Below are 16,102 nucleotides of genomic sequence, written 5' to 3'. Positions count from 1 at the left end.
CCGGGTCCGGGTGTGTGGGTGTGGGTGGGTGTCAGCGGAGGATGGGGAACCTGCGGACCAGTGCGGTGTTGCTCCACCAGCGGCCCAGGCCCCAGGTGGTGCCGGCCGCGCCGAGGGCGAGGACGACCATCACGATGACGCCGATGAGGTGGTCGTCGACGATGGGGTTGTTCTCCAGCGGGAACGCGGCGAGGTACATGAAGGCGTACATCAGGGCGCCCGCAGCGGTGCCGATCCGCATCCCGACCCCGAGCAGCAGGGTCAGGCCGATGCCGAGCAGGCCGGCCATGAAGAGCCAGTCGACCCAGGCGTGTCCGGCCAGGGAGGTGAAGAACCCGTGGAAGGGGTTGTCGGCCGGGACGCCGAAGGACAGGAACCCCTCGGTGGGGCTGCCGCCGTTGATCCAGGCGGCGGGGCCGAAGCGGTCGAGGTTGCCCGCCTGGTCGTAGCCGGTGTGGAAGCCCAGGGCGAAGGTCTTGTCGAGGAAGGCCCACAGGAAGGTCACTCCGAAGGCGATCCGCAGGACGGCGAGGGCGCGGGCGAGGCCCGGACGGGTGACCTCCTCGGTCGCGGAGGTGGTGACGCCCTCGGTGCTGATGTGGTGCTGGCGGTGGATGACGCTCATCGTCATCTCCTCCTCGGTTCACGATTCCGGATGTCTTCCGGTACTTCCACTGTGGCCGACCGGTGGGGTCGCGTGGAGAGGAGGACGTCCATGATCGGGTGGGACCAAGGTCCCGGCGCGGGCCTCGGCGCGGCGTGAGCGTGTGGCCCGCCCGGCGTGGGGCGTCGGTCAGCGTCCGCGCGCCAGGTCGCGGTCGGGGCGTCGTACGCGCAGGGGCGACTGCTGGAGGTCCGTGCGGCCCGTCGGCTGCCAGCCGACGCCCACCAGCAGCAGCGGGTGGCCGAGCCCGTCGAGGACCTCGGCCCGGAGCGCCTCGCGGGTCTGCGCCACCTCGATCACCTGCGAGAGCGGGACGATCGACATCCCCTCCTCGGCTGCGGCCAGCCACATCGTGCTCAGGCCCTCACCGGCCCGCAGCCAGCTCTCCGGCGTGTCGTCACGGTCGAGGAGCATGACGAGGCCGTCCACCGGTCCGGGGGGTGCGAAGCCCTCCGGCGTGGCCCGGGCGATCCACGCCTCCTGCTCCGAGACGGCGGCGCGGTCCTGGCCCTGGAGCGTCGCCGCGCGGGAGATGAGCCGGTCGACCCTCGAGCGCTCGTCGCGGTCGGTGAGTGCCCGACCGATGGTGCCCCAGGTCGTCGCCGCCGCCGCGAGGTGCTCGAGATGCTCCCGTGGCACCGGTCGGGAGGCGGGGGGCCGCGGGTCGGCGCCCTCCTGCTCGACGGCCGCGAGCACGGCGTCGCCCCCGGGAGCAGGGGTGCCCGACGCGAGGTCCAGCCGGGCGAGCAGGTCGGGGCGCTCGGGGTCCGGGCGTCGGGTCACGGTCGCGCTCCAGCCGAGCGCAGCGGCCATCGCCTGGGCGTGGTGCAGCGCGGCACCGCAGCTGATGACCATGTCGCGGCCGTCCGGGTCCGTCGACGGCAGGCGCCGGCTGCGGTCGGCGAACAGCTCCAGCACGTCGGCCGACGCGCGCCAGCGCCACGGCTTCGTGTTGCGCACGCTCGGGGCGCTGGCGGCACCCGCGATGATCCGGCGCAGCGCCGGCACCGGCACGACGAGTGTCTGCGACATCGCTCAGCCTTCCCTCGAGACGTTCCTCGCAGACCAGCGTGCCGTCGCCCACCCGAGGCGGGCAGTGCCCTTCTACCCGGTCCCTCGGGGGCCGTCCGGGGCGGGCCGGGCAGCGCGCGAGCCGGCCCGCCGCGCCCCATGACGTCGGCCCCGTGCCCGAGCCGCCCACCGGCTGGTCGGCACCGGCCGGCTGCCTCTGGGAGCCGGGCGGCGCTGCGGGCACCGTGGGGAGCGGCAGGGCCCGCCCGGCGGCGGCCCGTGCCGCGAGCCGGAGGTGGACGGGATGAGGGTGTACCGCTGGGTGTGGGCGGTGGTGACCACGGTCGTCGTCGTGTCGAGCGTGTCGTACGACGTCCCGACCGGCGGGTGGGTGCGCCTGGCGGTGCTCGGTCCCGCGATGGCGGTGTTCGGCGCGCTCCTGGGGCTGGTCTTCGCCGAGGACCGGCACGACCGGTGGGCGTGGGCGAGGAGGGGCGCGGTCTGGCTCGGGGTGGGAGCGACGACGAGCGATGCCCTCGTCGCCGCCTGGGGCGGCGTCGGGCTGCTGGTCGGAGCCCTGCTGGTGGGGAGCTCCCCGGCCTTCGTCCGGACGGTGCGCTCGCGGTTGTTGGCCCGCTCCCTGCGCAGCTGCAGCGGTCCGGTCGAGCTCCTCGCCACGCGCGACCTGATCCGCTGGTGGGACTGGACCACGGACGAAGTGGTGCACAGGCGCACCTCGGTGCCCCGGCGGATGGTCCTGGTCGAGGAGCGGCGACGGCTGCTCGACGAGCTCCAGCGACGCGACCAGGAGCGCTTCGAGGAGTGGATCGCGGTGGCGGTGCCCGAGCGCCCCGGCGACCGGCTCTGGGGCGGCGAGCGGGCGTGGCGTCGGGGGTGGTGACCGGCTCGTCGAGCCGCCCCGCAGGCCCCACCGAGCAGAGGTCCCGGGTCGAGTGGCCCGGTCCGTGCGCCTCTGCTGGGGCGCCGTGCTGCGGACGAGCATGGGGGAGACCAGACCCCGACCGAGAGGCACGCCCATGGCACTGACGCGACGCACCCAGAGTCCCTTCGCCGAGATGGTGGACTGGCTCGAGACGGTGGCCCCCTTCCGCCAGTCGTACGACGAGGGCTTCATCCCCGTCGAGGAGTACCGCGAGGACGGGAAGTACGTCGTGCGGGCGGACCTCCCCGGCATCGACCCCGACAAGGACGTCAGCGTCACCGTCGACGACGGCTACCTCGTCATCCACGGCGAGCGGCGGCACGAGGAGCACGACGACCACCACAGCGAGCTGCGCTTCGGGTCGTTCAGCCGCCGCCTCCCGCTGCCCAAGGGGAGCACGGGCAAGGACGTGACGGCGTCGTACGCCTCGGGCGTGCTGACCGTGACGATCCCGTCCGACGGCGAGGTGTCCGAGCCGACGCGCATCCCCGTCGCGCGCTCGGGTGACTGACGCGCCGCGGGCGATGCCCCGGTCGTCGGACGACCCCCCGCCGCCGCGGATCCCGGCGCCGCGCCGCCCGCCGGGCCGGCGGGGACGGGGTGAGGGGTGAGCTCGCTCGCCGAGGGCGTGCATCCACGCGTGGTCCCCTCGTGGGTGATCGTCCTCGACCTGCTCGCCAAGGTGGTGCTGGTCCTGGCCATGGCCCGGGTGGCCATCGACCCCGCCTGGGGCAACCTGGAGGGCAAGGCACCCGGCACCCGTGCGGTCACCTATCCGCTGCTCGCCTTCCTGGTGCCGCTGGTCTACTGGCTGCGCCGCCCGGCGGGGCCCTACCCGTGGCTGGCCGACCTGATGGTCACCGTGCCGGCGTTCTCCGACATCCTGGGCAACCGGCTGGACCTCTACGACCAGGTGGTGTGGTTCGACGACCTCGTCCACTTCGTCAACACCGGTCTGCTCGGCGCCGCTGCGGTCATCTTCACCGGCGCCGTCGAGGCGCCGTTGCGGCGGCGGCTGGAGGTGTCGGTGTCGGTGGCCATGACCCTCGGGGTCGCCTGGGAGGTGTGGGAGTACCTCGCGTTCGTCACCCGCTCGGGCGAGGCCGGCACGGCGTACGCCGACACGGTGGGCGACCTCACGCTCGACTGGATGGGTGCCGTGCTCGCCGCCGTCCTGCTCGGGCTGCCCGGGTTCCACCGCCCGGGGGTCCTGCCCACGCCGCCCCACCTGGGCGCCACCCGACGGCCGTCACGGCCCGGAGGTCCGGCGGGCTGAGGCCCCCGCGGTGCCGGCGACGGGACCTCCGACTCTGGCGATGGTCGCCCGCGCACGTACATGCTCGCCTCATGGACGACACCACGCGCAGCATCCTCGTCGCCTACGACGGGTCCACCGACGCGGATCTCGCACTGGGATGGGCGGTGCGAGATGCCCAGCTCCAACGCCGCCCGGTGACCGTGGCCATCGTCGAGGAGACCGGCGCCACGCCCGGTGTCGCGTGGCAGCCAGCCGACCACTGGATCGAGGTGGAGCGGCGTGCCACGGCGATCCTGGCCGAGGCGCCCGTCGACGCCGCCACCGTGGTCCGCACGCACGGCCCTGCGGTGACGACCCTGGTCGACCTCTCCCGCGATGCCGCCCTCCTCGTGGTGGGCGGCCGCGGACACGGCCTGGCCGGTGAGCTCTTCGTCGGCTCGGTGAGCCAGCACCTCGCGACCCACGCTGCGTGCCCGGTCGTCGTGGTCCGGGTCGCCGATGCGTCGGACGCCCGGCGGATCGTCGTCGGTGTGGACGGGTCCGCCGCGAGCGACGCTGCGCTCGACGTCGCGTGCCGGCACGCCCGGGCGACCGGCGAGACGGTGTCCGCGGTGCGGGCGGCCGCCGTCGGCACGGTCCACGTCGACCGACACGGAGAGATGCCGGACGCCCTCGGCCGGCTCCTCAACGACGAGGGGGAGCGCCTCGCCGCGACCGTCGAGGCGGCGGCCGCCCGCCATCCCGAGGTGGACATCGAGTCGGATCTCATCGCGCTCGCGCCGGCTGCGGCCCTCATCGAGGCGTCCAAGCACGCCTCGCTTGTCGTCGTGGGGTCGCGAGGGCTCAACCCCTTCGCCGGACTGCTCCTCGGCTCCGTCAGCCACGCCGTCCTGCACCGGGCGCGCTGCCCGGTCATGGTGGTGCGCTGAGCCGCCGCTCGCGGGGTCACGCCTGCTGCCGGGCGCGAACGGCGTCCCGCGCCGGACGGGTCGCCCTGCTCGGCGGGGTCGCCGTCGGCGCGGTGCGGGGCCAGGTCCAGGCCCACCGCAGGACGAGGGCGAGGAGGACCAGCTCCAGCACGACGCCGAGCCCGTAGAAGTACAGATAGAACCCGCCCGCGATGTTGAAGACCGTGAAGGGCACGTAGAGCGCGGCCACGACGAGGTTCGTGGTGCGGTTCACCCTGGCAGGCAGCGTCGTCGACAGCACCACCATGAAGATCGGGACGGCCAGGGCGGTCAGCGCCGCCACCGAGAAGGTCTGGGAGAGGTCGAACTCGTAGACCTTGCCGTCGAGGATGTCCTCGACCATGCCGGGCGTGTAGAAGCCGAGGACGTCCACGTAGACGTACAGGAACATGAAGCTCGTCCACGCGGCGGCGAGCTTGGCCTGCACGGGGATCGTCCGGTCTTCCAGGGGCGTGCGGTGAGGTGCATTCATGTCGGGCTCCGTTGTCGTGGTGGGGATCGGTGCGTCCACGGTCCCTGCGCCACGTCGCGGGCGCCTCGGCTTCGAGGCCGGAGCTCGCCCGGCCGATGGCACGGTTCCTCGCTCGTACTTTCGGCGGGCACGCCGAGGCGCCCCGATCCCTAGGCTGGCGCCGTGGTCACCGTCCCGCGCTCCGTCTGGCACGAGCCGCGGCCTGCCGACGCCCCACCCGTCGGCCGGCCCGACTGGCTGCTGGTGGGCGTGTTCGCGGCCGGCGTCCTGGTCGAGGGCGCCGCTCGACCGGGCGTGGCCTGGCGGCCCCTGGTGACGGTGCTCGCCCTGGCGCTGGTTCCTGCGCTGCTCCGGCGGCGGCATCGCCCCCTGGTGACCGCCCTGGTGGGGTGGGGCGTCGCGGGGGTGCTCTCCGTGCTCCAGGTGGCCGCGCACGACGGGGACCTCGGCCTCTACTCCATGGCGGCCGTGCTGGTCCTGCTCTACTCCCTGGTGCGGTGGGGCTCGGGCCGCGAGGTGGTCGTGGGTACGGCGTTCGTGGCGGTCGTCGTCGCGCTGGGGATGTACGCCGGGTCCGCGGGCTGGGCCGACATCTTCGGCGGGACCGTCCTGCTGTTGCTGGTCATCGCCCTCGCGGCGGTGTTCCGCTACCGCGCGGACCTCTGGCTCCGCCAGCAGCGTGAGATCCGCAACCAGGAGCGGGTCGCGCTCGCGCGCGAGCTGCACGACACGGTGGCCCACCACGTCTCGGCCATCGCGGTGCAGGCCCAGGCCGGTGGCGTCGTCGCCGGCACCCAGCCCGAGAGGGCTGCGGAGATCCTGGCCGCGATCGAGTCCGAGGCGTCGCGAACGCTGGCGGAGATGAGGTCCATGGTGCGGGTGCTGCGGGAGGAGGAGGCGGTCGCCTACGCACCGCAGCCGGGTGTCGCGGACCTGCCTGCGCTGGCCCGCGCCGACCCGACGCCCGCGGTCGAGGTCTCGGTGGACGGCTCGTTGTCGCGGCTGGCACCACCCGTGGACGCCGCGCTCTACCGGCTCGCGCAGGAGGCGCTCACCAACGCCGTACGGCACGCGCGGAGCGCGACCCGCGTCGGGATCGACGTACGCCGCGAGGGCGACGCCGTCACGCTGCGCGTCAGCGACGACGGACGGGCCGAGCCGGGGCCAGCGCCGAAGCCCGGGTTCGGCCTGCTGGGCATGGCCGAGCGCGTCCAGCTCCTCGGCGGGTCGTTCTCCGCGGGCCCGCGGCCCGAGGGCGGCTGGGTGGTCGAGGCCGTGCTGCCGGTGCAGGCGCCGGCATGAGCATCCGTGTCGTCGTGGCCGACGACCAGGACCTGGTCCGGACCGGGCTCGTGATGATCCTCGGCGCGCAACCCGATCTCGAGGTCGTGGGGGAGGCAGCGGACGGGCTCGCGGCGCTCGACCTGGCGACCCGGCTCCGTCCCGACGTCCTCCTCGTCGACATCCGGATGCCTGGGCTCGACGGCGTCGAGGTGACGCGGCGCCTGGCCGGGCCGGACGTGCCCGAACCCATGGCGGTGGTCGTGATCACCACCTTCGACCTCGACGAGTACGTCCTCGGCGCGCTGCGCGCCGGCGCCCGCGGCTTCCTGCTCAAGGACGCGGGGCCGGAGCTCCTCGTGCAGGCCATCCATGCCGCAGCCGACGGGGACGCGCTGATCGCCCCCAACGTCACCCGCCGGCTGCTGGCGACCTTCGCCGACCACGCGCCGGTGGCACCGGTCCAGCCCGTCACCCCGCTCACCGAGCGCGAGGAGGAGGTGCTCGCACTGGTGGCGCGGGGACGGACCAACGCCGAGATCGCCACCGAGCTCTTCGTGGGCCTGAGCACGGTCAAGACCCACGTCGCGTCGTTGATGGCCAAGCTCGGCGCCCGCAACCGCGTCGAGGTCGCGATGTGGGCGCACGACACCAGACGCGTGAGAGCCGATTAGCCGGTCGTGACCCGCTCCGCATCGCCGCGCAACTCGCGGGTCGCCATCCCTCCTGTCGGGGGGCTTTGTCATGCTTGCGCCCCGAGCACCAGGTGGGAACGAGTGGGGGCCTAGACGTTGAGCGAGATCACGGGCGAGCTCGCGCGCGTCAAGGGTGCCTTCGGCCAACCCACGCTGACGCTGCTCCACCAACGGCAGGCGCCCGTGGTGATCACCATCTTCCGCACTGCTTTCGGCCGCAACAACAACCCGATCCCCACGGCTCGCCTGCACACGCAGGTCGAGGAGCACGTCGCGCAGATGAGGCTGGCGGGGGAGCAGGACGTCCCCAGTGGCACCGGCCGCGACATCTGTCAGCGCTGGATGCGCGGTCAGTGGCTGGTCCGATCGCTCGACGAGGGCGGACACGAGGTCTACGTGCTGACCTCGCACGCGCAGCAGGCGTTGGAGCTGGTGAAGAACCTGGCGCGCGATCGGGCCACGCTCAGCGAGCACCGGGTCGCCACCATCCTCGGCACGGTCCGGCGCTTCAACTCCGAGGCCAACCCCGATCGGACGGCCCGAGTCACGATCCTCAACGAGGAGATCGCGCGGCTGCGAGCCGAGCGCGATCGGCTGGTCGACGGTGGTGTGCTGGAGGGCGCCACCGAGGACTACATGCTCGAAGGGTTCACCGAGCTGTTGTCGCTGATCTCGGCGCTGCCGAGTGACTTCGCTCGCGTCGAGGAGCGCTTCACGACCATCCGCGCCGAGATCCTCGCAGCGTTCCGAGCCGAGGACCGGCCGGCGGGTGAGGTGATCGACGACTACCTGGCTCGCGCCGACGCGCTCATGACGGCCACCCACGAAGGACGTGCGTTCGAAGGTGCGTTCGCGCTGCTGCGCGACGACGCGATGGTGGCGCAGCTTCGCGAGGACCTCACCGACCTGCTCGAGCACCCCCTGTCGGACCGGATCCTCAGCGACGCGGACCGAGCCGAGCTGCGCGGCACCGTGCGGGTGGTCCGCGACGGCCTCGACCGGGTGCTTGCGCAACGGTCGCGGGTGACGGCGACCCTTAAGGAGTACATCGTCTCCCACGACGCGGCCCGCGACCGCGAGCTCGAGCAGACGCTGCGCCAGGTGGAGGCCGAGCTGATGACGTGGATGGCCACGACCGGGCCGCGCGCCACCCACGACGTACCGCTGCTCCCCGCGCGCACGAGCATCGACCACCTGCGCGAGCGCTTCTACGACCCTGCCGACCACGTGCTGCCCGAGCGTCTCACCGTGGTCGACGCAGACCTGGCACCGACGGTCTCGCTCGCAGAGCTGGTGTCGCAGGGTGGGCCCAAGCTGACGACCTTGCGTGAGCGGCTCGACGCCGCCTCCTCCTCGCTGCTCCCCTACGCCTCCCTCGGCGCACTGTTCGACGACCTGGAGCCGTCACTGCGCAGGCCGGTCGAGATATTCGGCCTGCTCCACCTCGCCGCCGACCGCGAGTGGCTGGCCGAGGACGAGACCGAGTCCTACGCGACCGTCCGTCCCGACGGAACGACGCGCCTCTTCGCGGTGCCACGGACGCCGCTGCCCGACCCAGACCTGGACGAGACCCGGCACGACAGGGAGACCCGCGCATGAGCGTCGAGACCGACACCGCGCCTGAGACCGCGCCCCACGCGGACGCGGAGGCGGCAACAGACGACGGACTCGTCGAGGACCTGCTCGACGACGGTTCGGTCTCCCTGTTCGAGGGCGACGAGGGCGGCCTCGAGTACGCGCAGCGGCGGGTCCTCGTCACGCTGCTCAAGCAGCGCTTCATCAGCGCGCGCACCCACCCACGCGACTGGCCGGTGCTCGTCGAGCACGAACGGCTGATCCGCTCCCGCCTCAACGAGCTGTTCCTCGACCTGCAGGTCGACCGCTCGAGCGAGGTGGCCTGGAAGCGACAGGCAACATCCGAGACGGGCAGCCGGTTCCCGACGCTGCTCTACGACGCCGCGTGGTCGCGCGAGGAGACGCTCGTCCTGGTGCACCTACGCGACCGGCTGCGCGCCGGGCTGGCCGGCGGCGACGCGCGCGTGTTCATCGACCGCGAGGACGTCGTGTCCTACGTCGCCAGCTTCCGACCCGCGCACGCCACCGACGAGGCCGGCGACGAGAAGCGGGCGCGCAATGCGGTCGCCAGCGTCGTCAAGGCCGGTCTGCTCATCCCCTCCGGCAACGACGAGCGCTTCGAGATCAGCGAGGCCGTGGAGCCGCTGCTGCCGCTCGAGCTCCTGCAAGAGCTGCTCGAGGCGTTGATGGCGGCCAACAGCAGCGAGGTGCTCCCGGAGCCCGAGTCGTCCCACCTCTTCGACGACGAGCCCGACCCGGACGGCCACGCCGCCGACGACGACGCGAGGGAGCAGTGAGCGTGTCCATCGACCGGACTGACACGGCGGACGTGAGCGGCCTCTTCGCGCAGCGTGACGTCGCCACCCCCTCGGACGACACCATGCAATGGCGCGCGTCGCTGCTGCAGATGGTCAACTGGGGTGGGTTCGGCGGACTCACGGTGGTGCCGCTGCGCGGCGACGCCACGATGATCTCCGGCGCCTCCGGCGTCGGCAAGAGCACCATCCTCGATGCCTACACGGCGCTGATGATGCCGTCCGACACCAAGTTCAACGGCGCGTCCAACGACGCGGTCGCCGGCCGCGCCCGAGGGGCCGGGCAGCGCAACCTGCTGTCGTACCTCCGGGGCGCGGTCGACGTCATCGACGACCCCCGCACCGGGCGGCCGGTCGAGCAGCTGCTGCGCGGCAAGGGCTCCGACACGTGGGGCGCCATCGCGATGACGTTCGTCAACGACCGGGGCGGCCGGTTCACTGCGCTGCGCACCTACTACGTCCCGCGCCGCGCCACCCGCTCCGGCGACGTCCAGATGCAGCTCGCGACGCAGGAGGGCGCGCTGACGCTCGACCTGCTCGAGGTCGCGGTGCCCGAGCGGTTCCACGCCCACACGCTCAAGAAGATCTTCCCCGGGATCCGGGTGCACCGGACCTACGCCGAGTACGCGGCCGTGCTGCACGCCCGCCTCGGCATCGGGGCCAACGGCGACGGCGCCAAGGCGCTGCGGCTTCTCGCCCGGATCCAGGCCGGCAACCAGGTCCGCAGCGTCGACGAGCTCTACAAGGACATGGTCCTCGAGCGCCCTTCGACCTTCGCCGCTGCCGACCGCGCGATCGAGCACTTCGACGACCTCGACACCGCCCACTCAGCGATGCGCACCGAGGAGCAGAAGCTCGAGCTGCTCGGGCCGATCACCGAGCTGCACGACCGCAAGGTGGCCGCGACCCGACGACTGGACGAGCTCGATGCCTACGGGGTGACGAAGGGCGGTGACACACCACTGCGGATGTGGCTGCTCCGGGCCCACCTGCGACTGATCGAGGCCGCCGTCGCCGACAACCGGGCCGAGCGGGCGGCGGCCGCCGACGAGCTGAGCGCGACCACGTCCGTCGAGCGGACCCACCTCGCAGACCTCGAGGCCGCACAGGAAGCACACCGGGCTGCCGGGGGAGCGACCCTCCAGTCACTCGCCCTGTCCCTGGAGCAGGAGCAGGTCGTCCGGGAGGACCGGCTGACCCGCCGCACCATCCTCCAGGAGCGGATGCTCCCACTCATCGACGCCACAGACGCCCACGCGCCCGACGTCGACGGCGCCCTGCTGTCCAGCGAGGCATTCGCCGTGCTCCAGCTGCACGCCCGACAGTGGCTCGCCGGCTACCAGCGGGAACAGGAGCGGCTGCGGCGCGAGCGTGACGCCGTGCTGCGCAGCCAGTTCCCCCTCAGCCAGCGACAGGCTGAGCTGCGTCGCGAGCGGGCGTCGATGGAGGGCCGCGCGGGCCGGATGCCGGCCCGCATGCACGAGCTGCGCGCGGAGGTGGCGCGAGCAAGCGGGCTCGGCCTTGACGACCTGCCGTTCGTTGCCGAGCTGGTCGACGTCGCTGCCGAGGAGGCGAGGTGGCGCACCGCCATCGAGACGGTGCTCGGCGCCAGCGCCCGGATGATGCTGGTCCCGCTGCAGCACCTGGAGCGGTTCTCCTCCGCCATCGACGGACTGCACCTGCGCGGGCGCCTCGTCTTCGAGGGGGTGGAGCTCGACCTGCCCGACCCCGGACCGGCTGATCCCGAACGGGTCGGTGGCAAGCTCGCGTTCAAGGACACGCCCTTCACCGGGTGGGTCCGGGCGCACGTCGAGGAGCCGTCCCGCAACGCTCTGTGCGTCGAGTCCGCCGAGGACCTCGCTGGCCCTGGCTTCCGCGTCACCCTCGCCGGCCAGACCCGCAACGGCCGACGAGGCGCCCACGGGCGCAACGACGCGCGCAGCATCATCGGGTTCTCCAACGAGGACGCGATCGCCGACATCGACGCCGAGCTTGCTGACCTCGAGGAGCAGCTCGACGCCGTCTCCGCGGAGCTCGGCCAGCTGGACCTGCAGGCGCGCGTGCTCGAGCGGCAGCGCACCTCCTACGACGCCGTCGCGACCGCGCGGTTCGACGACTTCGACGTCGACGGCAGCGACCGCCGCATCGCGCACCTGGAGCAGCGCCGCTCGGTGATCCTGGAGTCCGACGACCGCCTGCAGGCGCTCGACACCCAGATCGACGACCTCACCGCCCGACTCGAGGAGGCGCGCCGGGCCCGCTACGGCCTCGAACAGCGCCAGCGGGAGCTCAACGCGTCGCACGCCGAGCTCGTCGACGCCGAGGACAGCGTCAAGGACCGGATCCACGCCATCGAGGAGGACAGCACCGTCGTCATCGGCCCGGGGCAGGAGGAGGCGCTGGCCGCGGAGTTCGCCGCGGCCGCGGAGCCGGCCGACCCCCACGACCTGGCGCGGTTCGCCGAGACCTCCCAGCGGCTCGTCCAGCGACTGCGTGAGGCGGTCACCGACGCCGAGGCCGCGGTCAGGCGCGTCGACGAGGACCTCGTGCAGATCTTCCGGGTCTACAAGTTCCAGTGGGACTCACCCAACCTCGGCTCGACCGCGGACTCCTACCCCGACTACGCCCGCATCCTCGAGGACATCCAGGGTGAGGGCCTGGCCGCACGCCGCGCCGAGTGGAGGCGGCGCCTCACCGAGTGGAGCGGTCAGGACCTCGTGCCCCTCGTCGGGGCCATGGCGGCGTGCGTGGAGGAGATCGAGGACCGTCTCGAGCCGATCAACGCGATCCTGCGGCGCCTCGAGTTCGGCGCATCGGGCGACCGTCTCAGGATCCGTCTCCGACGCCTGGCACCGGCCCACGTGCAGACGTTCATGCGGGATCTGCGGACCCTCTCCTCGGGCTCCACCACCGCTCTCACGGAGGAGGCGCTGGAGAAGCGGTTCGCCGAGCTCAGCAGCTTCATGCGGCAGCTTCGCAAGCCCAGCCAGGTCGGCGACGCCGCGACGACGCTGACCAACCGCGAGCGTCTCCTCGACGTACGCCGCCACGTGGAGATCAGCGCTGAGCGCTACGACCACGCGACCGGCGAGCTGCGTGCCACCTACCGCACGCTGGGGGAGAAGAGCGGCGGCGAGAGCCAGGAGCTGGTCGCCTTCATCGTCGGCTCCGCGCTCCGCTTCCGGCTGGGAGACGAGATGCGTTCCCGCCCGCGGTTCGCGCCGGTGTTCCTCGATGAGGGGTTCGTCAAGGCCGACTCCGAGTTCGCGGGCCGTGCCGTCCAGGCGTGGCGAGGTCTCGGCTTCCAGCTGATCGTCGGCGTTCCCCTCGACAAGGTCACCGGGCTCGAGCCCCACATGGACGCCCTGCTCGCCATCACCAAGAACAGCGCCACCCACCAGTCGTGGATCACCCCCATCTCCGCCGTGGACCCACGGCCTGAGGCCAAAGAAATCAACACTGGGTGAAGGCTCGCGACGGCGTGCTGCACGAGGTCGTGACGGCTGGAGCAGACGTGGGCGGCGTCGTCCCCGGAGCACCATGGATCTCACTCGGTGTCCCTTTTGGCGACGCCGGTTGCCGGATCTGGCACCCTCTGTGTCGAGGAGTGCTCGTTGTGAGGGTCTTCCGACGGGGAGATGGTCGGCGTAGCGTCGGCTGCGCGGGTCCGGGAAGTGGCTGACCCGAAGTGTCGATGAGCGGGTGCGAGTCGACCGCGCTGGATTGAAGTGTCGCCCCGCAGTGCCCTCCCGGGCCCGCTCCATCGTGTTTCTGGGCGTCGGCGACGAGCTGTCGGTAGACGACGTCGGACAGGCGCCGTTTGAGGCAGCGCAGTGCTTCCATGGGGGTCTTGCCGGCGGCGAGCTTGCGTCGGTAGTAGGCGCGGCCTTCGGTGTCGTGGCGGATCTGCACGATCGCAGCGACGTGCAGGACGTGGTTCATCCGGCCGGTTCCCGGCCCGCGACAAACGGTGGCGGGTCTGCTCGCCCGAGGAGGCGTCCAGCGGCGCGGTGCCGGTCCAGGACGCGAACCGGTTGCGGTCGGCGAACCGGGCCACGTCACCGACATCGGCCAGCACCCGTGCCGCGCCGGCCGGTCCGATGCCGTAGATGTCCATCAAGTGCGAGCCACGCTCGCGCACCGCGGCCTTCAGCTCGGCCTTGATCCGCTTGAGGTTGGCGTCGACCGCGACCAGGTCGGCGATCTCCTCAGCAGCCATCCGACGGCGGGTCTTGCCGGCGATGTCACGGGGCCTGATGGTGGCGAGCATCGCCTTGGCCTGGGTGGCGGACAGGTCACGTTTGCGCTGGCCGGACAGCAGTTCGCTGAGCAGTCGCTGCAGCCGGTTGAGGGTCTGGACGCGCTGGTGGGCGAGTTCGTCGCGGCGGTCGGTGAGCATCCGCAGGGCTTCGAGCTCACCGGCCTCGACCAGCACCCGCAGGCCCGCCGTGCGGACCGCGACGACAGCGATGGAGTGGGCGTCCAGGGCGTCGGTCTTGCGGTTGTGCCGGTGTCGAACAGTCGTACTCGGGCCGCGAGCTTGGCCGGCACATCGACGACCTGCTCGCCGGCGGCGACGAGTCGTTGGGCCAGCGGACGACCGGCGCCGTTGGCTCCCTCGACCGCCCAAACGCGGTCGGGCCACTGCTTCACGTAACGCTGGAGTGCTGCGTAACCGGCTCGGTCTGTAGCGAAACGACCCGTACCGAGCAGCTTGCTCGTGGGTGTCGACGACCTCGATCGTCACCGACATCTTGTGGGGATCGACCCCGCTCACCTCGCAACTGGGAACCAGCAGGACGACGAGGTGGGCATTGCTACTACGAGCCGGGCAGACCCCTCTGGAGCCACTCCTCGTCACGGTGACCGACGAGGCGCAGTCCAGATGAGAGCCACACCATCGGTGGGCAGCCGATAAGAGAGCGTCGCGCCGATCACCTGGATCGAAGTCTGGCCGGACACCGATCCTGCGGGAAGTTTCCTAGTAGCCGATGAGCGGGCGCAGCTCAACGATAGAAGCGCGTCGAGAACGTCGTCGGTCGCGGCACATCACCAGTAGTGAAGTGCTTGTGCAGCCGTCTGTGTCGATGGCGGAAGAAGGCGCCGACTATGCGCGCCAGCAGCATGGAGAGTCCAGGAACGGGCAGGCGGGGTTGCAGGGTGACGCGGTCATGAACTCGGGTGCCCTCCGGGACCGGTGTCAACGTCCGCTCATGCTCCCAGTGCCGCATGCTCAACATGGTGGAGCGCTCCAGAAACCGGACGCCCCGCTCAAGTTCATCGATCATCAGGTGGTCGAAGTCGAACGGGACGAGGCCGAACAGTCGGAGCCAAGCGCGACCGATGGGCTGGCCCAGCGGGAGAGTCTCTACCGTCAGTCCCGCCGCTCGGCGCGGCATGGTCATTGTCATCCAGGGCCACATCTCGTGATTTATGCCTTCGGCACTAACGACCCGCTGCCAAACCGCTGCCGGAGGCTCCGGAAGGTCAACGTGATTCTCCACGGTCCTCGTCGCCACGCCGCTCCCTATGCCGAATGTCCTCGCTGCACGATTGCACACCGTTCCTATGGCCGTGCTACGGACTTCCGCTCATGCCGATGTGCGGACGACTCTGGCCCGTCGCGTACAAAAGGTCAGCGACCCGTCCTAACCTCAGGCCATGTCCGAACACGAACTCCAGATCCGAGTGCCGTACACCGCCTGGGGCGACGGCGACGAGTGGCTGTCTGGGTACGAGAAGCTGATGTCCGACCTCGACGAGGCACTTGAGCAGGCGGGTGCTGACGGCGACGACGCCGACCACGACGTGGACTACATCATCTTCTTCGCGATCGGCTCCGACGTCGATGACCTCGTTCGAGTTGTGCGCCCAGTCCTGGAAGGCCACGGACTTCTCAACCTCGCCACCGCTGTGGTGACTGACCCGGAGGCCGACAACGAGGTGGAAACGGTCGTTGCTCTGACATGACTAGGTGACCCAGCCCGGGCCGCACCAGCGAGTTGTAGCAGTCCGCACTCGACCCATGGGCGGCTGATCAGCATCCGAATCTGCCGATGACCGGAGGCCTGACTCTGGCGCGTGATGGAATCCGAATCATGAGCGAGACGCCGTTCATTCGGCCCAGGCACGGGCAGCAGCGAAGCGGTTTCCTGGATTCTCATGCCGCGATGAGTGCGGCTTTGCGCCGCGAGGCGGTGCCGTTCCCTCTCATCGGCTCCTCGACGCCACAGACACGGCACCCCTCGCGCTCTAGTCTGATCGGGTGCTCACAAACCGTTCGGCACCGCACGCGCGAGTGACTCCGGTGCTCATCGTGGCCGACGTCAGATCAGCCGTCGCGTGGTACACCGAGGTCTTCGGCTTCGTCGAGCACGTCCGCATAGGCGAGGGGCATCGCTCGCAGCTCGGCTTGCCGGA

The 16,102-nt window shown here is 71.5% G+C and carries 16 protein-coding genes; 11 read left to right on the top strand and 5 right to left on the bottom strand.

What is annotated here, in order from left to right:
• Window positions 1–31 precede the first annotated feature (31 nt).
• Window positions 32–625, bottom strand: a complete 594-nt coding sequence (locus tag AC54T2_RS16485) for a hypothetical protein (protein ID WP_496666722.1) — start codon at window positions 623–625, stop codon at window positions 32–34.
• A gap of 168 nt (window positions 626–793) precedes the next feature.
• The gene (locus tag AC54T2_RS16480; RefSeq protein WP_496666721.1) at window positions 794–1,696 is read right to left on the bottom strand and encodes a nitroreductase family protein; all 903 of its coding nucleotides are present in this window, start codon (window positions 1,694–1,696) and stop codon (window positions 794–796) included.
• 283 nt (window positions 1,697–1,979) lie between these two features.
• Here AC54T2_RS16480 and AC54T2_RS16475 point away from each other — a divergent pair, with 283 nt between their 5' ends.
• The 4 genes from AC54T2_RS16475 to AC54T2_RS16460 all read left to right on the top strand — a co-directional run bounded on the left by AC54T2_RS16475 (window position 1,980) and on the right by AC54T2_RS16460 (window position 4,805).
• Entirely contained in the window at window positions 1,980–2,576 is a 597-nt protein-coding gene (locus tag AC54T2_RS16475; RefSeq protein WP_496666720.1) for a hypothetical protein, read from the top strand.
• 136 nt (window positions 2,577–2,712) lie between these two features.
• A complete protein-coding gene (locus AC54T2_RS16470; RefSeq protein ID WP_186342750.1) occupies window positions 2,713–3,129 on the top strand; it encodes an Hsp20/alpha crystallin family protein in 417 nt (138 codons plus the stop codon).
• Window positions 3,130–3,225: 96 nt separating this feature from the next.
• On the top strand, window positions 3,226–3,894 hold the full coding sequence (locus AC54T2_RS16465; RefSeq protein ID WP_496666719.1) for a DUF2238 domain-containing protein: 669 nt from the start codon (window positions 3,226–3,228) through the stop codon (window positions 3,892–3,894).
• A gap of 71 nt (window positions 3,895–3,965) precedes the next feature.
• Complete coding sequence (locus AC54T2_RS16460; RefSeq protein ID WP_496666718.1) at window positions 3,966–4,805, top strand: universal stress protein; 840 nt, start codon at window positions 3,966–3,968, stop codon at window positions 4,803–4,805.
• Between the two features lie 16 nt (window positions 4,806–4,821).
• On the opposite strand, the gene AC54T2_RS16455 is transcribed toward AC54T2_RS16460, so the two are convergent.
• A complete protein-coding gene (locus tag AC54T2_RS16455) occupies window positions 4,822–5,316 on the bottom strand; it encodes a DUF6326 family protein (RefSeq protein ID WP_186342760.1) in 495 nt (164 codons plus the stop codon).
• Between the two features lie 162 nt (window positions 5,317–5,478).
• Between AC54T2_RS16455 and AC54T2_RS16450 the strand changes: the two genes are divergently transcribed.
• From AC54T2_RS16450 to AC54T2_RS16430, 5 genes are all read left to right on the top strand, one after another.
• The gene (locus AC54T2_RS16450) at window positions 5,479–6,618 is read left to right on the top strand and encodes a sensor histidine kinase (RefSeq protein WP_496666717.1); all 1,140 of its coding nucleotides are present in this window, start codon (window positions 5,479–5,481) and stop codon (window positions 6,616–6,618) included.
• Complete coding sequence (locus tag AC54T2_RS16445; protein WP_496666716.1) at window positions 6,615–7,271, top strand: response regulator; 657 nt, start codon at window positions 6,615–6,617, stop codon at window positions 7,269–7,271. Before AC54T2_RS16450 ends, AC54T2_RS16445 begins: the two co-directional genes overlap by 4 nt.
• Before the next feature lie 117 nt (window positions 7,272–7,388).
• Window positions 7,389–8,891: a DUF3375 family protein gene (locus AC54T2_RS16440; RefSeq protein WP_489976836.1), complete on the top strand. Its 1,503-nt coding sequence runs from the start codon at window positions 7,389–7,391 to the stop codon at window positions 8,889–8,891.
• A complete protein-coding gene (locus AC54T2_RS16435; protein ID WP_489976837.1) occupies window positions 8,888–9,664 on the top strand; it encodes a DUF4194 domain-containing protein in 777 nt (258 codons plus the stop codon). Before AC54T2_RS16440 ends, AC54T2_RS16435 begins: the two co-directional genes overlap by 4 nt.
• 32 nt (window positions 9,665–9,696) lie before the next feature.
• Complete coding sequence (locus AC54T2_RS16430; protein ID WP_496666715.1) at window positions 9,697–13,149, top strand: ATP-binding protein; 3,453 nt, start codon at window positions 9,697–9,699, stop codon at window positions 13,147–13,149.
• An 80-nt stretch (window positions 13,150–13,229) separates the two neighbouring features.
• Here the strand turns inward: AC54T2_RS16430 and AC54T2_RS16425 are convergent, their stop codons facing one another.
• Both AC54T2_RS16425 and AC54T2_RS16420 read right to left on the bottom strand, forming a co-directional pair.
• The gene (locus tag AC54T2_RS16425) at window positions 13,230–14,435 is read right to left on the bottom strand and encodes a transposase (protein WP_496666906.1); all 1,206 of its coding nucleotides are present in this window, start codon (window positions 14,433–14,435) and stop codon (window positions 13,230–13,232) included.
• A gap of 253 nt (window positions 14,436–14,688) precedes the next feature.
• On the bottom strand, window positions 14,689–15,186 hold the full coding sequence (locus tag AC54T2_RS16420; protein WP_496666905.1) for an Rv1443c family protein: 498 nt from the start codon (window positions 15,184–15,186) through the stop codon (window positions 14,689–14,691).
• 157 nt (window positions 15,187–15,343) lie between these two features.
• On the opposite strand from AC54T2_RS16420, the gene AC54T2_RS16415 reads away from it, so the two are divergent.
• Together AC54T2_RS16415 and AC54T2_RS16410 are read left to right on the top strand one after the other, a co-directional pair.
• A complete protein-coding gene (locus tag AC54T2_RS16415) occupies window positions 15,344–15,652 on the top strand; it encodes a hypothetical protein (protein WP_496666714.1) in 309 nt (102 codons plus the stop codon).
• 295 nt (window positions 15,653–15,947) lie between these two features.
• Window positions 15,948–16,102, top strand: a 155-nt coding sequence (locus tag AC54T2_RS16410; protein WP_496666904.1) for a VOC family protein, incomplete at its 3' end; no start/stop codon positions are given.

It is taken from the genome of Nocardioides sp. Z35_8, from assembly GCF_059621125.1.
Note: the sequence above shows the minus strand (reverse complement) of the source record. Positions and strands in the feature narration are given on the sequence as shown.

Bases quoted from the DNA above. Each gene is read 5' to 3' on its own strand.
- AC54T2_RS16485 (WP_496666722.1), bottom strand. From the start codon at position 625: ATGAGCGTCATCCACCGCCAGCACCACATCAGCACCGAGGGCGTCACC.
- AC54T2_RS16480 (WP_496666721.1), bottom strand. From the start codon at position 1,696: ATGTCGCAGACACTCGTCGTGCCGGTGCCGGCGCTGCGCCGGATCATC.
- AC54T2_RS16475 (WP_496666720.1), top strand. From the start codon at position 1,980: ATGAGGGTGTACCGCTGGGTGTGGGCGGTGGTGACCACGGTCGTCGTC.
- AC54T2_RS16470 (WP_186342750.1), top strand. From the start codon at position 2,713: ATGGCACTGACGCGACGCACCCAGAGTCCCTTCGCCGAGATGGTGGAC.
- AC54T2_RS16460 (WP_496666718.1), top strand. From the start codon at position 3,966: ATGGACGACACCACGCGCAGCATCCTCGTCGCCTACGACGGGTCCACC.
- AC54T2_RS16455 (WP_186342760.1), bottom strand. From the start codon at position 5,316: ATGAATGCACCTCACCGCACGCCCCTGGAAGACCGGACGATCCCCGTG.
- AC54T2_RS16445 (WP_496666716.1), top strand. From the start codon at position 6,615: ATGAGCATCCGTGTCGTCGTGGCCGACGACCAGGACCTGGTCCGGACC.
- AC54T2_RS16435 (WP_489976837.1), top strand. From the start codon at position 8,888: ATGAGCGTCGAGACCGACACCGCGCCTGAGACCGCGCCCCACGCGGAC.
- AC54T2_RS16425 (WP_496666906.1), bottom strand. From the start codon at position 14,435: ATGTCGGTGACGATCGAGGTCGTCGACACCCACGAGCAAGCTGCTCGG.
- AC54T2_RS16415 (WP_496666714.1), top strand. From the start codon at position 15,344: ATGTCCGAACACGAACTCCAGATCCGAGTGCCGTACACCGCCTGGGGC.